Source organism: Methylobacterium sp. GXS13 (genome assembly GCF_001455965.1).
In the GTDB taxonomy this organism is placed as follows: Bacteria; Pseudomonadota; Alphaproteobacteria; order Rhizobiales; family Beijerinckiaceae; genus Methylobacterium.
The window spans coordinates 166,391-181,857 of sequence record NZ_LKKO01000036.1; the positions used below are offsets into that span (position 1 = coordinate 166,391).

Sequence of the window (15,467 nt, forward strand, 5' to 3'; positions counted from 1 at the left end):
GATCAAGCCTTCTTGTTCCAGCGGCCCGAATCGTCCTGCTGCCAGTAGGCGACGGCATGACCCGCCTCCTTGGCCTGGCGCCACTGCTCGCGGGCGCGCAGCAGGGCGTCCTGGTCGGTCCCGTCGAACAGGATGCAGATCCGCTCGTAGCTCTCTGCGTCGGGCGGCAAGTCGGCGCCCTCGACCAGGAACCGGATCGAGGCGGTGTTGGGGTTCACGTCGCGCAGGGTCAGCACCACCGGCTGGCCGGCCGCATCGGGATCCCGGTCGGTGCCGTGCGGCAGGAAGCTTTCGTCGGAATAGGTCCAGAGGTGGTCGTCGAGGGCCTGCAGCCGCTCCTCGGTGGCCGCCTGGATCGCGGCCTGCCAGCCCCGGCCGAGCGAGCGCTCGACGAGGTTCGGCAGCACCTTCTCCAGCGGCTGGCGCTGCATATGGTAGAACAGGATCTCGGTCACGATCCGACCGATATAGGGTTCAGACCCGCCACGCGAGCAGCGGCGCGCCGCCGCGCCTCGCCTGTCTTAGACCAGCCGGCTCTGCTCGATCGCCGCGCCGACGAAACCCTTGAACAGCGGATGCGGCTCGAACGGGCGCGACTTCAGCTCCGGGTGGAACTGCACGCCGATGAACCACGGGTGCCCGACATGCTCCACCGTCTCGGGCAGGAGCCCGTCCGGCGAGAGCCCGGAGAAGCGCAGGCCCTTGGCTTCCAGCCGCTCGCGATAGGCCATGTTGACCTCGTAGCGGTGGCGATGGCGCTCGGAGATCCGGTCCGAGCCGTAGATCTGGGCGATCTTCGAATCGGGGTCGAGCTGCGCGTCGTAGGCACCGAGCCGCATCGTGCCGCCGAGATCGCCGACCGCGGCGCGCCGCTCCAGCTCGTTGCCACGCAGCCACTCGGTGAGCAGGCCGACCACCGGCTCCGAGGTCTCGCCGAACTCGGTGGAGTTGGCGTCCGGGACGCCGGCCAGCGAGCGCGCGGCTTCGATCACCGCCATCTGCATGCCGAAGCAGATGCCGAGATAGGGGATGCGCTTCTCGCGGGCATACCGGGCTGCGCGGATCTTGCCCTCGGCGCCGCGCTGGCCGAAGCCGCCGGGCACCAGGATGCCGTTCAGTCCTTCGAGGAACGGCGCGGGGTCCTCGCGCTCGAACACCTCGGCCTCGATCCATTCGAGGTTGACCTTGACACGGTGGCTGATGCCGCCGTGGATCAGCGCCTCGGTCAGCGACTTGTAGGCGTCCTTCAGCCCCGTGTACTTGCCCACGATGGCGATGGAGACCTCGCCCTCGGGATTGCGCACCCGGTCGGAGATGGTGGTCCAGCGGCCGAGATCCGGCTCCTCGCCGTGCTCCAGGCCGAAATGGCCGAGCACCTCCCGATCGAGTCCCGCCTTCCGATAGGAGAGCGGCACCTCGTAGATCGAGGCGACGTCGAGCGCCTCGATCACCGCGGTCTCGCGGACGTTGCAGAACAGGGCGAGCTTGCGCCGCTCCTCGACGGGGATCGGCCGGTCGCAGCGGCAGAGCAGGATGTCGGGCTGGATGCCGATCGAGCGCAGCTCCTTCACGGAGTGCTGCGTCGGCTTGGTCTTCAGCTCGCCCGCCGACGGGATGTAGGGCAGCAGCGTCAGGTGGACGTAGGCGCAGGTGCCCCGGGGCAGTTCCTGGCCGAGCTGGCGGATCGCCTCGAAAAACGGCAGCCCCTCGATGTCGCCGACCGTGCCGCCGATCTCGACGAGGACGAAGTCGAACGTGTCGTTGCCGTCGAGGACGAAGTCCTTGATCGCGTTGGTGACGTGCGGGATCACCTGGATCGTGGCGCCGAGATAGTCGCCCCGCCGTTCCTTGGCGATGATGTCCTGGTAGATCCTGCCGGTGGTGATGTTGTCGGCCCGGCTCGCCGGCACGCCGGTGAAGCGCTCATAATGGCCGAGATCCAGGTCGGTCTCGGCCCCGTCGTCCGTGACGAAGACCTCGCCGTGCTGGGTCGGGCTCATCGTGCCCGGATCGACGTTCAGGTAGGGGTCAAGCTTGCGCATCCGGACCCGATAGCCCCGTGCCTGGAGCACGGCGGCGAGCGCCGCGGACGCGAGTCCCTTACCGAGAGAGGAAACCACGCCGCCGGTGATGAAAACGTACCGCGTCATGGGCCTCGGTCCATAAAGAAGGCGTTGGCATTTGCCAAACGGCAAGCCTGCCGGCGATGAAATGTCTGGGGATCGGGCGGGCGCGGGGAACGGCCTGCCAGGATGGACCGGAGCCAAGCCGACTCGTCGGCCCTGCACGCATCCGCCGCCCGTCCTCTTGCTGCCCCCCGGCCCCGATGTCACGCGCGTCCAGCGCAGACCCTGGATGCCTGATGCAGCATCTGCGCTGAATCTTAAATTCGCGTCGCCCTGTTCCGAACGTCGGCGGCCGCCGTTCGGGACGATGCCCGGGAATTAACCCGGCATCCGTTTCAGCCGTGCGCGCCCGAATGGGGCGCGCGGTGCGTCAGCGCGACTGCGGCGCTTCGGGCACGGCCGGCTGGGCCGGAGCGGTCGCGGGCGCCCGGTCCTGCTGCTGGCGCAGGGTGTCGAGCAGATTGTCTGCCCCGGTCGGCTGCTTGGCCGGCTGGCCGGCGGGCGTCGACGCGCCAGTGTCGAGGATCGACTTCGGCGCCGCCGAGCGGTGCGACATCACGGCGAGCAGCATGCTGGTGGCGAAGAACAGGGCGGCCAGGATTGCGGTCGCGCGCGTCAGCGCGTTGGCCTGGCCGCGGCCGGTCATGAAGCCGCCGACGCCACCACCGCCGCCACCGCCGAGGCCCAGCCCGCCCTCGGAGCGCTGCAGCAGCACGACGCCGATCAGCGCCAGGACGATGATGAGGTGGACGACGATCAGGACGGTCTGCATCGGTGTTCCGGAATCTGGTTCGGCTTCGCGCGTCGGTCCTGACAGGCCGGTCCGGCGGCGGGCGCGGGGCGGCCGGTGCCAAGCATTCGACTTGGTACGCCGGTCGCAAATCTGCGCCGGCCATACACCACTCGCCGGCTGCCGCCAACTTGACGATCGCCCCCCGGCTGTTCCCGACAGCCCTCGCGCCCGAGTGCCCGTCGTGTTCTTTCGGCGGGAAGGGTGGCTCACCGAACACGCCGCCCGCCCGGGAGGCTCGTCATGACCATCTCACGCCGTTCGGCGCTCGCCGCCGCGTTCGCCATCGCTGCCGCCGCGCCGATCCTGATACATGCGGGGCCCGTCATCGCAGCCAAACCGGGCGACTCCGCCCTGGGCACCGACGTCGAAGCGGCAGTGGACAACCTGACCAAGGCCCTGCTCGCCGCGGATGGCACCGCCCTGGACGCGCTCACCCTCGACGGCTTGAGCTACGGCCATTCCAGCGGCGTGGTGCAGGACAAGGCCGCCTTCATCGAGGCGTTGACCAGCGGCCGTTCGCGCTTCCCGAGCATCACCCTGTCGGATCGCTCGGCCTCGGTGATCGGCGACGACGCCATCGTCCGCCACGTCTTCACGGGCGAGACCATCTCGGGCGGCAAGACCGCACCGGTCCATATCGGCGTGCTGCAGGTCTGGCGCCGGGACGGCTCCCGCTGGCGGTTGATGGCGCGCCAGGCATTCAAGCTCTGACGCGCTTCAGGGCTTCGTCCCGAAATATGGCCACCGGCTTTCGGAGTGGACGATGCGCGTTAAAAAAAGCGCGCATCGTGCCGGATCCAAGGCCCGGCACGATGGACTGAGCGCGGTCAGTTGCGCGACGGAACGAGCATCTCCGGCGGGGTCGGCGAGCGGATATAATCCGCGTGGCGCACCCGTTCGGGCAGATGGACATGCGGATGCTCGACCTCTTGGTAGGGGATCTGTTCGAGCAGGTGGCTGATGCAGTTCAGGCGGGCGCGCTTCTTGTCCACCGCCTCGACCACCCACCAGGGCGCCTCGGGGATGTGCGTGCGCGCCAGCATGTCCTCCTTGGCGCGGGTGTAGTCTTCCCAGCGCCGGCGGGACTCGACATCCATCGGCGAGAGCTTCCACTGCTTGAGCGGGTCGGCGATGCGCATGTTGAAGCGCAGGGCCTGCTCCTCATCGGTGATCGAGAACCAGTACTTCAGAAGCACGATGCCCGAGCGGACGAGCATGCGCTCGAACTCCGGCACGGAGCGGAAGAACTCCTCCACGTCGGACTCGGAGCAGAAGCCCATCACGCGCTCGACGCCTGCGCGATTGTACCAGGAGCGGTCGAACAGCACGATCTCGCCGCCGGCGGGCAGGTGAGCGACGTAGCGTTGGAAGTACCATTGCGTGCGCTCGCGCTCGCTCGGGGCGGGCAAGGCGGCGACGCGGCAGACACGCGGGTTCAGCCGTTGGGTGATCCGCTTGATCGCGCCGCCCTTGCCGGCCGAATCACGCCCCTCGAACAGAACGACGACCCGCAGCTTGTTGTGCTGGACCCAGTCCTGCAGCCGGACCAGCTCGTGCTGAAGGCGCAGCAGTTCACGGAAGTAATGCCTGCGGTCCTGTCCGGATTCCGTCTGACCTCCGAGGCTCTCGAGACGGTCGTCCTCGAAGCCGAGCTCCATCTCCTCGTCGTAACTATCGAGAATTTCGCGGCGGATCATCTCCACCATCGTGGGGTCCGCGGAGGCGTGGTCGATCGTCATGTCGGGCTTCTTGGTCGGATGTCGTCACGACCTTAAAAGCAGGATCGTGTGACAGATCCGAGAAGCCCGCGCGCATCGTACCGGAACCGGGACCATGCGTTGACTTTCCAGATTGGCATGATCCCTTTCCGGACGCCGAAAACCACCGTTCGGGATCATGCTTCCAGGCTCACGCGTAGGCGGCGCAGATCCCCAGAAAGTCCTCGGCCACGAGGCTGGCGCCGCCGACCAGGGCGCCGTCGACATTCTCCACCGCCATCAAATCGCGGGCGTTGCTGGGCTTCACCGAGCCGCCGTAGAGGATGCGGATCCGGTGGGCCTCGTCGCCGACGAGCTTGTCGAGCATTTCCCGCAGCGAGGCGTGGACCTCGGCGATGTCGCGCGGCGTCGGGGTGCGGCCTGAGCCGATCGCCCAGACCGGCTCATAGGCGATCACCGTGTCGGCCGCGGTCGCGCCCTTCGGAAGGCCGATAGCGAGCTGGGCGCGGACGATGTCGAGGGCGCGGCCCTGCTCACGCTCCTCGATGGTCTCGCCGACGCAGATGATCCCGCACAGGCCGGCGCGGCGGGCGCCGAGCGCCTTGGCGTGAACGCCGTCATCGGTCTCGTGGTGGTAGGCGCGACGCTCGGAATGGCCGACGATCACGTATTTGGCGCCGAGATCGGCCAGCATCTCGGCCGAGATGGATCCCGTGAAGGCGCCGCTCGGCCGGGCATGCAGGTTCTGCCCGCCGATGGCGATCGGGGACCCGGCGGTCGCCGCCACGCAGGAGCCGATGAGCGTCGCGGGCGGGCAGATCAGCACGTCGACACGGGCGGCGAGTTCCGGCGTGAGACCGTCGCGGATCGCTTCGGCCACATTGATCGATGCCCGCGTCCCGTTCATCTTCCAGTTGCCGGCGACCAGCGGCTTCCGCCCCGTCTGCGTCATCCCTAGCCCTCGCCTCACCCCTGCGCCGCCTCGGTTTTCCGGGGTCGGCGGGGCCTACCAGAGCGAGCTTGGGCGCGCAAACCATCCGAAAGGGTGAGCCTTTGCCTGCGGGCGCGAATGGTCTATCGCGGTCGCCTTTCAGGGATGGCATCGGCCCGGCGACGGGTCGGGTGCCGAAGGTATCCGATCACAGATCATGCTTCAGGGCATCCGCAACGCCAGCCAGCATTGGTTCGGCAAGATCGTCTTGACGATCATCTTCGCGCTGCTGATCGCGGGCGTGGGGATCTTCGGCGTGGAGGAGTTCTTCCGCGGCGGCTCCAGCAGCAACGTCGCGACGGTGGGCAGCACGCCGATCACCGCCGAGCAGGTGCGCCAAGCCTACCAGAACCAGATGCAGCGCTATCAGGCGCAGCTGAAGCGTGCGCTCACCCCCGACCAGGCCCGCATGCTCGGCCTCGACCGGGCCGTGATGTCGCAGCTGATCACCGAAGCCGCCCTCGACCAGAAGACGCATGATCTCGGCCTCGGTGTGCCGGATGCCTCGGTGATCCGGGCGATCCACGACGAGAAGAGCTTCCAGAACGCCCAGGGCCAGTTCGAGCCGCAGCTGTTCTACCAGACCCTTCAGCGGGCCGGATTGAACGAGGGCATGTTCGTGCGCGAGCAGCGCGCCGTGATCGCCCGGCTGCAGCTCGCCGAGGCCGTGTCGTCCGACCTGCACGTGCCGGTGGCGATGCGCGAGGCGGTCCACCGCTACGCCACCGAGCGTCGCTCGGCCGCCTACGTGATGCTCACGCCCTCCGTGGCCGGGGAGATTCCGGCCCCGACCGAGGACGAGCTGAAGACCTGGTACGAGGCCAACAAGTCGGGCTTCCGGGCGCCCGAATTCCGCGCCGCCACCCTGTTGGTGGTCGATCCCGAGGCGATGGCCAAGCCCGACGCGATCACTGATGCGGATGCCAAGGCCGCCTACGAGCTGAACAAGGGCCGCTACGGCAGCCCGGAGAAGCGCACGATCCAGCAGGTCGTGTTCCCGGACGCGGCCTCCGCGGAGGCCGCCCGCAAGGCGATCGAGGACGGCTCGAAGACCTTCGAGGCGGTCGCCGAGGCGCGCAGCACCGGCGGCACCGACCTGACGCTGGGCACGCTGACCAAGGCCGAGTTGTTCGACAAGGTCGTGGCCGATGCCGCCTTCGCGCTGCCCGAAGGCGGCGTGAGCCAGCCGGTCCAGGGCCGCTTCGGCACCGTGCTGCTGCGCGTGACCAAGATCGAGCCTGGCACCGTCAAGCCGTTCGAGGCGGTCGAGGGCGAGATCCGCAAGAGCCTCGCGCTCACCCGGGCCCGCGACGCCATGGAGACGACCCGCGACGCCATCGAGGACCAGCGTGCCGGCGCCAAGCCGCTGGCGGACATCGCGGCCGAGCGCGGCCTCAAGCTCGTGACCGTCAAGGCGGTCGATCCCCAGGGCAAGGCCCCGGACGGGCAGCGTGTCGCCGATATTCCCGATCCGGATACCACCCTGCCGGCCCTGTTCCGCGCCGAGATCGGCGGCGACAACGAGCCGCTGCGCACCAAGTCCGGCGGCTATGTCTGGTACGATGTCACCGGCATCGACGCCGCGCACGACAAGCCCCTCGACGAGGTCCGGGACGGCGTGAAGGCCGGGTGGACCACCGCCGAGATCGCCAAGCGCCTCCAGGCCAAGGGCCGCGAGCTGGTCGAGAAGCTCAACGGCGGCGCGACCATCGAGTCAGTCGCCCAGGAGGTCGGTGTCAACACGCAGGAGGCGCAGGATCTCTCCCGCAACCAGGCGAAGGACATGCTCACCGCCGACGACGTGAACCTGATCTTCGCCACCCCGGTCGGCAAGGCCGGCACTGCGGCAGCGGGCGATTCGCGGGCGGTGTTCAAGGTGACGAGCGCGACGATGCCGGCCTTCGTCGCCGATACGCAGGCCGACAAGACGATCACCAAGAACTTCCAGTCCGCGCTGGCCGACGACGTGCTGTCCCAGTACATTTCGGAGGTCCAGAAGAACGGCGGCGTGAAGATCGACCAGACGGCCCTGCGCCGCGCCATCGGCGGAGAGTATTGAGGGCCATGGCCGAGGCGCCTGACTACGCGGCGTTTGCCGGACGCTACGAGGCCGGGCAACCGAGCCTCGTGGAGCTGAGCCTCGTGGCCGATCTCGAGACCCCGGTCGCGGCCTTCCTCAAGCTGCGCGCCCGGCATGCCGGGCCGGCCTTCCTGCTCGAATCGGTGGAGGGCGGCGCCGTGCGTGGCCGCTACTCCATGATCGGGCTGGATCCGGATCTGATCTGGCGCTGCCGCGACGGCGCCCCCGCCATCGCCCGCGGCGCCGATCTCGACGCCTTCCAGGCGGACGACCGGGCGCCGCTGGCCAGCCTCCGCGCCTTGATCGCCGAGAGCGCGATCGGTGAATCCGACGGGCAGGACCTGCCCCCGATGGCTGCCGGCCTGTTCGGCTATCTCGGCTACGACATGGTCCGGGCCATGGAGCGGCTGCCCGAGCCGAACCCCGATCCCCTGGGCCTGCCGGACGCGATCCTGATCCGCCCGCGCGTGATGGTGGTGTTCGACTCGATCCGCGATCAGATCACCGTCATCTCACCCGTCCGCCCGGCGCCCGGCGTCACCGCCCGCGCCGCCTACGAGGCGGCCCTCGCGCGTCTCGACCGGGTGGCGGAGGCCCTCGAAGGGCCTTTGCCGGTGGACGCCCGGGTGGACCTCTCGACGGTGGCGCATCCCGAGCCGGTCTCCAACACCTCGCCCGAGGCTTTTGCCGCCATGGTGGCGCGGGCCAAGGAGTACATCGTCGCGGGCGACGTATTCCAGGTGGTGCTGTCCCAACGCTTCTCGGCGCCCTTCACGCTGCCGGCCTTCAGCCTGTACCGGTCGCTCCGGCGCACGAACCCCGCGCCGTTCCTCTGCTATCTCGATTTCGAGGCCTTTCAGATCGTCTGCTCGTCGCCGGAAATCCTGGTGCGGGTCCGCGAGGGCACCGTCACGGTGCGGCCGATCGCCGGAACCCGCCGCCGGGGCGCCACCCCGGCCGAGGATGTGGCTCTGGCCGCCGAGCTGCTCTCCGATCCGAAGGAATGCGCCGAGCACTTGATGCTGCTCGATCTCGGCCGCAACGATGCCGGCCGCGTCTCGAAGATCGGCACCGTGCGGGTGACGGATTCGTTCTTCATCGAGCGCTACAGCCAGGTGATGCACATCGTGTCGAACGTCGAGGGCGATCTCGATCCGCGCCACGATCCCCTCGACGCCCTGGCGGCGGGTTTCCCGGCCGGCACGGTCTCGGGTGCCCCGAAGGTGCGGGCCATGGAGATCATCGACGAGCTGGAGCGCGAGAAACGCGGGCCCTATGCCGGCTGCATCGGCTATTTCGGCGCCCGGGGCGAGATGGATACCTGCATCGTCCTGCGCACCGCCCTGGTGAAGGACGGGCGGATGCACGTCCAGGCCGGTGCCGGCATCGTCTACGATTCCGACCCGGCCTCCGAGCAGCAGGAATGCGTGAACAAGGCCAAGGCGCTGTTCCGGGCCGCCGAGGAGGCGGTGCGGTTCGCTGCCCAGGCCAAGCGCGGGCAGTAGCCCCCGGTTGACCGGAGGGGCACGAGTCGTCACATCGCCCTCATGCCCGAGCGTGCCGCCGCGATGCCCAACGTCCTCGTCATCGACAACTACGATTCCTTCACCTGGAATCTCGTGCACCTGATCGGCCCGCTCTGCGGCGCCGTCGAGGTCGCTCGCAACGATGCGCTGAGCGTCGCCGATATCCGCGCAAAGGCGCCGGACGCGATCGTGCTCTCGCCCGGCCCCTGCACGCCGACCGAGGCCGGCATCTGCCTCGAGGTCGTGCGTGAACTCTCCGATGAGATCCCGATCTTCGGCGTCTGCCTCGGCCTCCAGGCGATCGGCCAGGCCTTCGGCGGCGATGTGATCCGCGCGCCGCTGCCCCTGCACGGCAAGGTCTCGACCATCCGTCACGGGGCCAGTGGCCTGTTCCGGGGTCTCAACGACAGCTTCGAGGCGACGCGCTACCACTCGTTGGTGGTCGATCGTGCGAGCTGCCCGGAGACCCTGCGGGTCACCGCCGAGGCGGACGGCCTGATCATGGGGCTGGAGCACGCCGAGCGGCCGCTGCACGGGGTCCAGTTCCACCCCGAGAGCATCCGGTCTCAGCACGGCACGGAGATCGTGAAGAACTTTCTGGATCTCGCCGCCGCCTGGAACGCGGCGCGTGACAGAGCGCGCCCCGACGTGCATTGACGCCGGACGGCCGGGGCGGCCTTCCGACAGAGCGCATGGACAGTTTCAGACCCCATCTCGCCAAGGTCGCCGGGGGCCTGGCCCTCGACCGCGCGGAAGCGCGTGCGGCCTTCGACGACCTGTTGTCGGGCGAGGTCACCCCCGTCCAGGCGGGCGCCTTCCTGGCCGCCCTCAAGGTGCGCGGCGAGACCGTCGAGGAGATCGTCGGCGCGGCCGAGGCGATGCGCGCCCGCATGACCCGGATCGCGGCGCCCGACAACGCGGTCGACGTGGTCGGCACCGGCGGCGATCATTCCGGCAGCGTCAACGTCTCGACGCTCGCCGCCATCCTGGTCGCCGCCTGCGGCGTGCCGGTGGCCAAGCACGGCAACCGCGCGGCGACCTCCCGCTCCGGCGCCGCCGACGTGCTGGCGGCGCTCGGTGTCCAGCTCGGCCTCGATGCCGAGGGCCAGGCCCGGTGCCTTGCCGAGGCCAATCTCTGCTTCCTGTTCGCCCAGGCCCATCACGGCGCCATGCGCCACGTGGCGGCGGTACGCTCCGAACTGCCGGTGCGGACGATCTTCAACCTGCTGGGCCCGCTCTGCAATCCGGCCGGCGTCGCCTACCAGCTGTTCGGCGTCGCCCAGGAGGCGCTGGCCGAGCCGCTGACGCGGGTGCTCGCCGAGCTCGGCAGCCGCCGGGTCTGGACCGTCCACGGCTCCGACGGGCTGGACGAGATCACCGTCACCGGGCCGACCCGGGTGGTCGCCCTCGACGGCGGACGCCTGTCCCGCTTCACCATCGATCCACAGGAACTCGGCCTGACGCTGCGTGCGCCGGAAGACCTGCGCGGCGGGGATCCCGCCGACAACGCCCGGGCGCTCGAAGCCGTCCTGGCGGGCGCACGCAACGCCTACCGGGACATCGCCGTTCTCAATGCCGGTGCAGCCCTCGTCGTCGCGGGGGCGTCGTCGACCCTGGCGGAGGGGCTCGCGCGGGCGCAGAATGCCGTCGATTCCGGGGCGGCGCGTGACACCCTCGCCCGCCTGGTCCGGGCTTCGAACGATCGCTCGAACGGGCAGGAGTGCCGATGAGCACGCTCACGCAGGAATCGGTGGCCCAGGCGGGTTCTGCCGAGGCGCCGCACGAGCGGCCCAACGTGTTGGCCCGGATCGAGGCCTACAAGCGCCGCGAGATCGCCGAAGCGAAGCTCCGGGTGCCGCTGGCCAAGCTGGAGCGCCGTGCCCTCCAGGCCGAGCCGGTGCGCGGCTTCGCGTCGGCGATCCGGACCCATCTCGCCGCCGGGCGTCCGGCCCTGATCGCCGAGGTGAAGAAGGCCTCGCCGTCTAAGGGGCTGATCCGGGAGGATTTCGCCCCCGCGATGCTGGCGGCGGCCTACGAGGCCGGCGGGGCCACCTGCCTGTCGGTGCTGACCGACGAGCCGTCCTTCCAGGGGCGCCCGGAATACCTGACCGAGGCCCGGGCGGCCTGCAATCTGCCGGTCCTGCGCAAGGACTTTCTATTCGAACCCTACCAGGTCTACGAGGCGCGGGCCTGGGGCGCCGATTGCATCCTCGTCATCATGGCCTGCCTGGATGATGACGAGGCGCAGGCCCTGGTCGCCACCGCCCACGAACTCGGCATGGATGTGCTGGTTGAGGTGCATGACGAGGCCGAGCTGGCCCGGGCGCTGCCGCTAGGTACCGCCCTGATCGGGATCAACAACCGCAATCTCAAGACCTTCGAGGTCTCGTTCGACACCGCGATCCGTCTCGGACCCGGCATTCCGAAGGATCGGATCGCCGTGGCCGAGAGCGGAATCGGCGGCCATGCCGACGTGGAGCGGCTTCGGCAGCACGGCCTCGGGGTGGTGCTGGTCGGTGAAAGCCTCATGCGTCAGGCGGACGTGACCGAAGCCACCCGCGCGCTGCTGTTCGGCGAGGCCGGCGGCCCGGAGCCGGACGCCAAGGCCGGCAAGGCCAAAAAGCAAGACGACAAGAAGCAAGACGACAAGAAGAAGGGCTGAGCATGGAGCCTGGTTCGACGCTCACCCATCTCGACACGAGCGGCGCGGCCAACATGGTCGACGTCACAGACAAGCCCGCCACCGACCGCACCGCCCGGGCAGAGGGCTGCGTCGTGATGCGGCCCGAGACCCTGGCGCTGATCCGCGAGGGCGACGCCAAGAAGGGTGACGTGATCGGCACCGCCCGACTCGCCGGGATCATGGCGGCCAAGCGCACGCATGAGCTGATCCCGCTCTGCCACCCGCTGCTGCTCTCGAAGGTGCGGGTCGAGTGCGAGCTGGACGCGGCGCTGCCGGGTCTTCGCATCGCCGCCGAGGTGCGGGTCCAGGGGCCGACCGGGGTCGAGATGGAGGCGCTGACCGCCGTCTCGGTCGCCTGCCTCACGGTCTACGACATGGTGAAGGCGGTCGATCGGGGCATGCGGATCGAGGGTATCCGGCTGACCGCCAAGGATGGCGGGCGCTCCGGTTCCTACCGGGCACCCGAGGCATGAGCGGCCTGATCCCGGTTGCCGAGGCGCTGGCGCGGGTCCTGGCGAGTGTGCCCGGCCCGGTCGAGGCCGAGACCGTTCCGCTGGCCCAGGCCGCCGGCCGGACGCTGTCAGCCGACGTAACCGCCGCCCGGACGCAGCCGCCATTCCCGGCCTCCGCCATGGACGGCTACGCGGTTCGCTTCGCCGATGCCGCAACAGTCGGCGCGAGCTTGCAGCTCATCGGGACAAGCGCGGCCGGCCACGGCTTCTCCGGCCGGATCGGCCCCAGCGAGGCGGTGCGGATTTTTACCGGCGCGCCGGTCCCGGAGGGCGCCGACGCGATCCTGATCCAGGAGGATGCACAGGCCGAGGGCGACACCGTCCGGGTGATGGAGGCGGTCGAGCAGGACCGCTTCATCCGCCGGGCCGGGCTCGACTTCACCGCCGGCGAGACCCTGTTGGTCGCCGGCATGAATCTCGACGCGCGCCGCCTGGCGCTGGCCGCCGCGGCCGGCCATCCGCGCCTGTCGGTCCGGCGCCGGCCGCGCGTGGCGATCCTCGCCACCGGCGACGAGCTGGTGGAACCCGGCGCCGCGCCGGCCTGGGACCAGATCGTCGCCTCGAACAGCCTGGCACTCGCTGCGCTTGCCGCCGAAGCGGGCGCCGAGGTCATCGATCTCGGCATTGCCGCGGACGATCACGGTGCTCTCGAAGACGCCTTCCGCCGTGCCCGCGAAGCTCAGGCCGATCTGCTGGTGACGCTTGGCGGCGCTTCCGTCGGCGATCACGACCTCGTTCAGGCGGCTCTGGCCAGGGAGGGTCTCGAACTCGGCTTCTGGCGGGTCGCCCTTCGGCCGGGCAAGCCGTTGATGCACGGGCGTCTCGGCGACATGCTGGTGATCGGCCTGCCGGGCAATCCGGTTTCGTCGATCGTCTGCGGGCTGCTGTTCGTGGTGCCGGCGATCCGGGCCCTCCAGGGCGATCCGCAGGCCGGCGCCGACCGCAGCGAGCCGGCCACGCTCGGCCGCGACCTGCCGGCCAATGACGGGCGCGCCGACTACATGCGTGCGAGCCTCACCCTCGAACCCGGCTGCCTGCCGGTGGCGGATCCGGAGAAGCGGCAGGATTCGTCGATGCTGGCGGTGCTCGGCGGCGCCGAAGCGCTGCTCATGCGCGCACCCCACGAGGAAGCCGCCAAAGCCGGCGACCCGTGCCGGATCATTCGGCTGGACCGCCGGCTGATCTGACGGATCACCGCACCACGCGCCAGACCTTCAGGGGGCCAGGCACCGTGACGGGCTCCAGCCGGTCGGTGTGAGCGTCCCCGCGAGTGAGGCGCGTCGCGAAGGCCGGAGTGGCCTGAAGGTCGTCGGCGGGCCGGGACGGGCAGGTCACCAGATAGCGGACCTGGAAGGTATCGAGCACCCGGTCGAGATCCGCCTCGGTTCCGCCGAGGCCCTCGATCGCCGCTGTCAGCCCCGGAATCGCCCGGTGATAGGGCGCGGCGACGATCGTGTGCGGCGTGCGCAGGAGGATCGACGGCCCCAGAAAGATCGGCGCCAGCACGGTTCCAGGCGGAAGCGCCGCCAGGGGCCGCACGGCGGCGTCGCCCTGGCAGGCGATGACCCCCGCCGAATCAGGTGCCGTCCGTGAAGCCGGCGCGATCCAACCGGCGAGTGCCATCGGTGCCAGCCAGACCGTGCTGACCAGGCCGCTGCCGAGAGCGAGAGCGCCCCATCGGCGAACGGCCGTTCCGGGGGCGGCGGCGCGCGTCAGGGCGCGGTCGATCACCGGGGCCGCCACAAGCGGCACGAAGCCCGAGGCGATGTAGAGCCCGCGGAATTGGAAGACCCCGAGGATCAGGCCGGGCCACAGGAACAGCGCCGCGATCGACCAGGCCCGGCGCTGCGGGCCGCGCCAGGCCATCCAGGTCGCGGTCAGGCTCCCGATCAGGACCACCGGATAGAAGACCAGCATCTCCCACCGCCCCTGAGCGACGGATTTGGGCAGCGAGGCCATCTCGTTGACGGTGAGCAGCCAATGGTCCCGGACCAGGGGTGTCATGCCGGGAAACGGCCCCTCCAGGCAGATCGGGAAGGCCAGACCGAAGCCGCCGATCAGAAGGATCCCGCAGAGGATCGCGAGGGCGATCCGCGATCCGGGCGTGCCGAGCCGGCGCCTGAGCGCGGTTGCCGCCAGCGCGAAACCGAAGCCGCCGGCGGCGAGCCACAGCCAAGGCGGCGAGAGCGCGTCGCAGCGCGTCGCGGTCCAGAGGGTGGGGGCGGTCGGCGCAGCGAACAGGAGCGGCGCCGCGACGCCGAGGCCGACGCCGAAGCTGGCAAGGCCGGGGAGGGCGGGGCGGCCGCGCCAGCACCAGTCGCCGACGTAGTACAGGGCGGCGAGCGCCAGGTAGGGCAGCCCCTCCAGCCCCACCGCCAGCGACAGGGCCGCCAGGCCGCCGCCCACGAAGGCCGCTGGGAAACAGCCGCGCATCAGGCAGAAGGCCAGGCCCAGCATCGCCAGGATCTGCACGTTGTGGTGGTCGACCCGCCCCGGCTGGAACTGGATGGCGATCCCGAAGGTCTGCGTCGCCACGAGTACCGCCAGGATCGCCGCCCGGCCCCCGAAGGTTCGCCGCACGCCCCGATAGAGCAGGGTGCAGTACAGGCCGAACAGCAGCACCGGCCAGAACGCGGCGATCAGACCCTCGGCCAGGGGCCGGCCCGCCAGCGGCGTCAGCGCACCGATCAGAGCGGCGATCGGCGCGTCCACGAGGCGCGACCAGTGGCTCGCCACGCCCTCGGGCGCCAGGAAGCGGTACTGGACGTTGTCGTACCAGGGCTGGCCGGCCAGCAGGTCCCGCACCTCGACGAGCCGCATGGCATCGTCGGTATCGGGCACGCGCAGGTGCCGGATCGTGTCCCAGATGTCCTGCGGCGCGTTCAGCGTCGCGAGCGACAGGATGACGAGCAGCCAGAGGAAAGCGCGGGTGTCGATCCGTGCCGGCAAGGTGGCGGCCGCGGGCGGCATCGGTGCGGGTTCCAGACGCGCCGCGATCCGACGCCCGATGTAGCCTGCGCGAACCGGCTTAATGGCCG

The 15,467-nt window shown here is 70.0% G+C and carries 14 protein-coding genes; 8 read left to right on the top strand and 6 right to left on the bottom strand.

Translation table 11 applies throughout. The features are described 5' to 3' along the window. Positions 1 to 2: 2 nt before the first annotated feature. From AO398_RS13905 to secG, 3 genes are all read right to left on the bottom strand, one after another. A complete protein-coding gene (locus tag AO398_RS13905; protein ID WP_007561502.1) occupies positions 3 to 455 on the bottom strand; it encodes a DNA polymerase III subunit chi in 453 nt (150 codons plus the stop codon). Between the two features lie 66 nt (positions 456 to 521). After that, positions 522 to 2,150, bottom strand: a complete 1,629-nt coding sequence (locus AO398_RS13910; protein ID WP_058192697.1) for a CTP synthase — start codon at positions 2,148 to 2,150, stop codon at positions 522 to 524. Positions 2,151 to 2,496: 346 nt separating this feature from the next. Next, positions 2,497 to 2,898, bottom strand: a complete 402-nt coding sequence (secG, locus tag AO398_RS13915; protein WP_058192698.1) for a preprotein translocase subunit SecG — start codon at positions 2,896 to 2,898, stop codon at positions 2,497 to 2,499. A 261-nt stretch (positions 2,899 to 3,159) separates the two neighbouring features. Here secG and AO398_RS13920 point away from each other — a divergent pair, with 261 nt between their 5' ends. Next, positions 3,160 to 3,630 carry a nuclear transport factor 2 family protein gene (locus AO398_RS13920; RefSeq protein WP_058192699.1) on the top strand — a complete coding sequence of 157 codons (471 nt, stop codon included), beginning with the start codon at positions 3,160 to 3,162 and terminating at the stop codon, positions 3,628 to 3,630. Positions 3,631 to 3,746: 116 nt separating this feature from the next. Here the strand turns inward: AO398_RS13920 and ppk2 are convergent, their stop codons facing one another. Both ppk2 and tpiA read right to left on the bottom strand, forming a co-directional pair. Further along, positions 3,747 to 4,658, bottom strand: coding sequence for a polyphosphate kinase 2 (ppk2, locus tag AO398_RS13925; RefSeq protein WP_201025761.1), 912 nt, complete (start codon positions 4,656 to 4,658; stop codon positions 3,747 to 3,749). Between the two features lie 169 nt (positions 4,659 to 4,827). After that, the gene (gene tpiA, locus AO398_RS13930) at positions 4,828 to 5,589 is read right to left on the bottom strand and encodes a triose-phosphate isomerase (protein ID WP_058192700.1); all 762 of its coding nucleotides are present in this window, start codon (positions 5,587 to 5,589) and stop codon (positions 4,828 to 4,830) included. A 196-nt stretch (positions 5,590 to 5,785) separates the two neighbouring features. Here tpiA and AO398_RS13935 point away from each other — a divergent pair, with 196 nt between their 5' ends. The 7 genes from AO398_RS13935 (at position 5,786) to glp (ending at position 13,616) form a co-directional block, all read left to right on the top strand. Next, positions 5,786 to 7,687 (top strand): peptidylprolyl isomerase, encoded by a 1,902-nt coding sequence (locus AO398_RS13935; protein WP_058192701.1) that lies wholly within the window; start codon positions 5,786 to 5,788, stop codon positions 7,685 to 7,687. A 5-nt stretch (positions 7,688 to 7,692) separates the two neighbouring features. Continuing rightward, a complete protein-coding gene (trpE, locus tag AO398_RS13940; RefSeq protein ID WP_058192702.1) occupies positions 7,693 to 9,213 on the top strand; it encodes an anthranilate synthase component I in 1,521 nt (506 codons plus the stop codon). Between the two features lie 63 nt (positions 9,214 to 9,276). After that, the gene (locus tag AO398_RS13945) at positions 9,277 to 9,891 is read left to right on the top strand and encodes an aminodeoxychorismate/anthranilate synthase component II (RefSeq protein ID WP_058192767.1); all 615 of its coding nucleotides are present in this window, start codon (positions 9,277 to 9,279) and stop codon (positions 9,889 to 9,891) included. A gap of 35 nt (positions 9,892 to 9,926) precedes the next feature. Beyond that, positions 9,927 to 10,964 (top strand): anthranilate phosphoribosyltransferase, encoded by a 1,038-nt coding sequence (trpD, locus tag AO398_RS13950; RefSeq protein ID WP_058192703.1) that lies wholly within the window; start codon positions 9,927 to 9,929, stop codon positions 10,962 to 10,964. Further along, positions 10,961 to 11,896, top strand: coding sequence for an indole-3-glycerol phosphate synthase TrpC (gene trpC, locus AO398_RS13955; RefSeq protein ID WP_058192704.1), 936 nt, complete (start codon positions 10,961 to 10,963; stop codon positions 11,894 to 11,896). The genes trpD and trpC overlap by 4 nt, the downstream gene beginning before the upstream one ends. 2 nt (positions 11,897 to 11,898) lie before the next feature. Further along, positions 11,899 to 12,390 (top strand): cyclic pyranopterin monophosphate synthase MoaC, encoded by a 492-nt coding sequence (moaC, locus tag AO398_RS13960; protein WP_058192705.1) that lies wholly within the window; start codon positions 11,899 to 11,901, stop codon positions 12,388 to 12,390. Continuing rightward, complete coding sequence (gene glp / locus AO398_RS13965) at positions 12,387 to 13,616, top strand: gephyrin-like molybdotransferase Glp (RefSeq protein ID WP_058192706.1); 1,230 nt, start codon at positions 12,387 to 12,389, stop codon at positions 13,614 to 13,616. Before moaC ends, glp begins: the two co-directional genes overlap by 4 nt. Before the next feature lie 4 nt (positions 13,617 to 13,620). Here the strand turns inward: glp and AO398_RS13970 are convergent, their stop codons facing one another. Next, a complete protein-coding gene (locus tag AO398_RS13970) occupies positions 13,621 to 15,399 on the bottom strand; it encodes a hypothetical protein (protein WP_058192707.1) in 1,779 nt (592 codons plus the stop codon). Positions 15,400 to 15,467 lie beyond the last annotated feature (68 nt).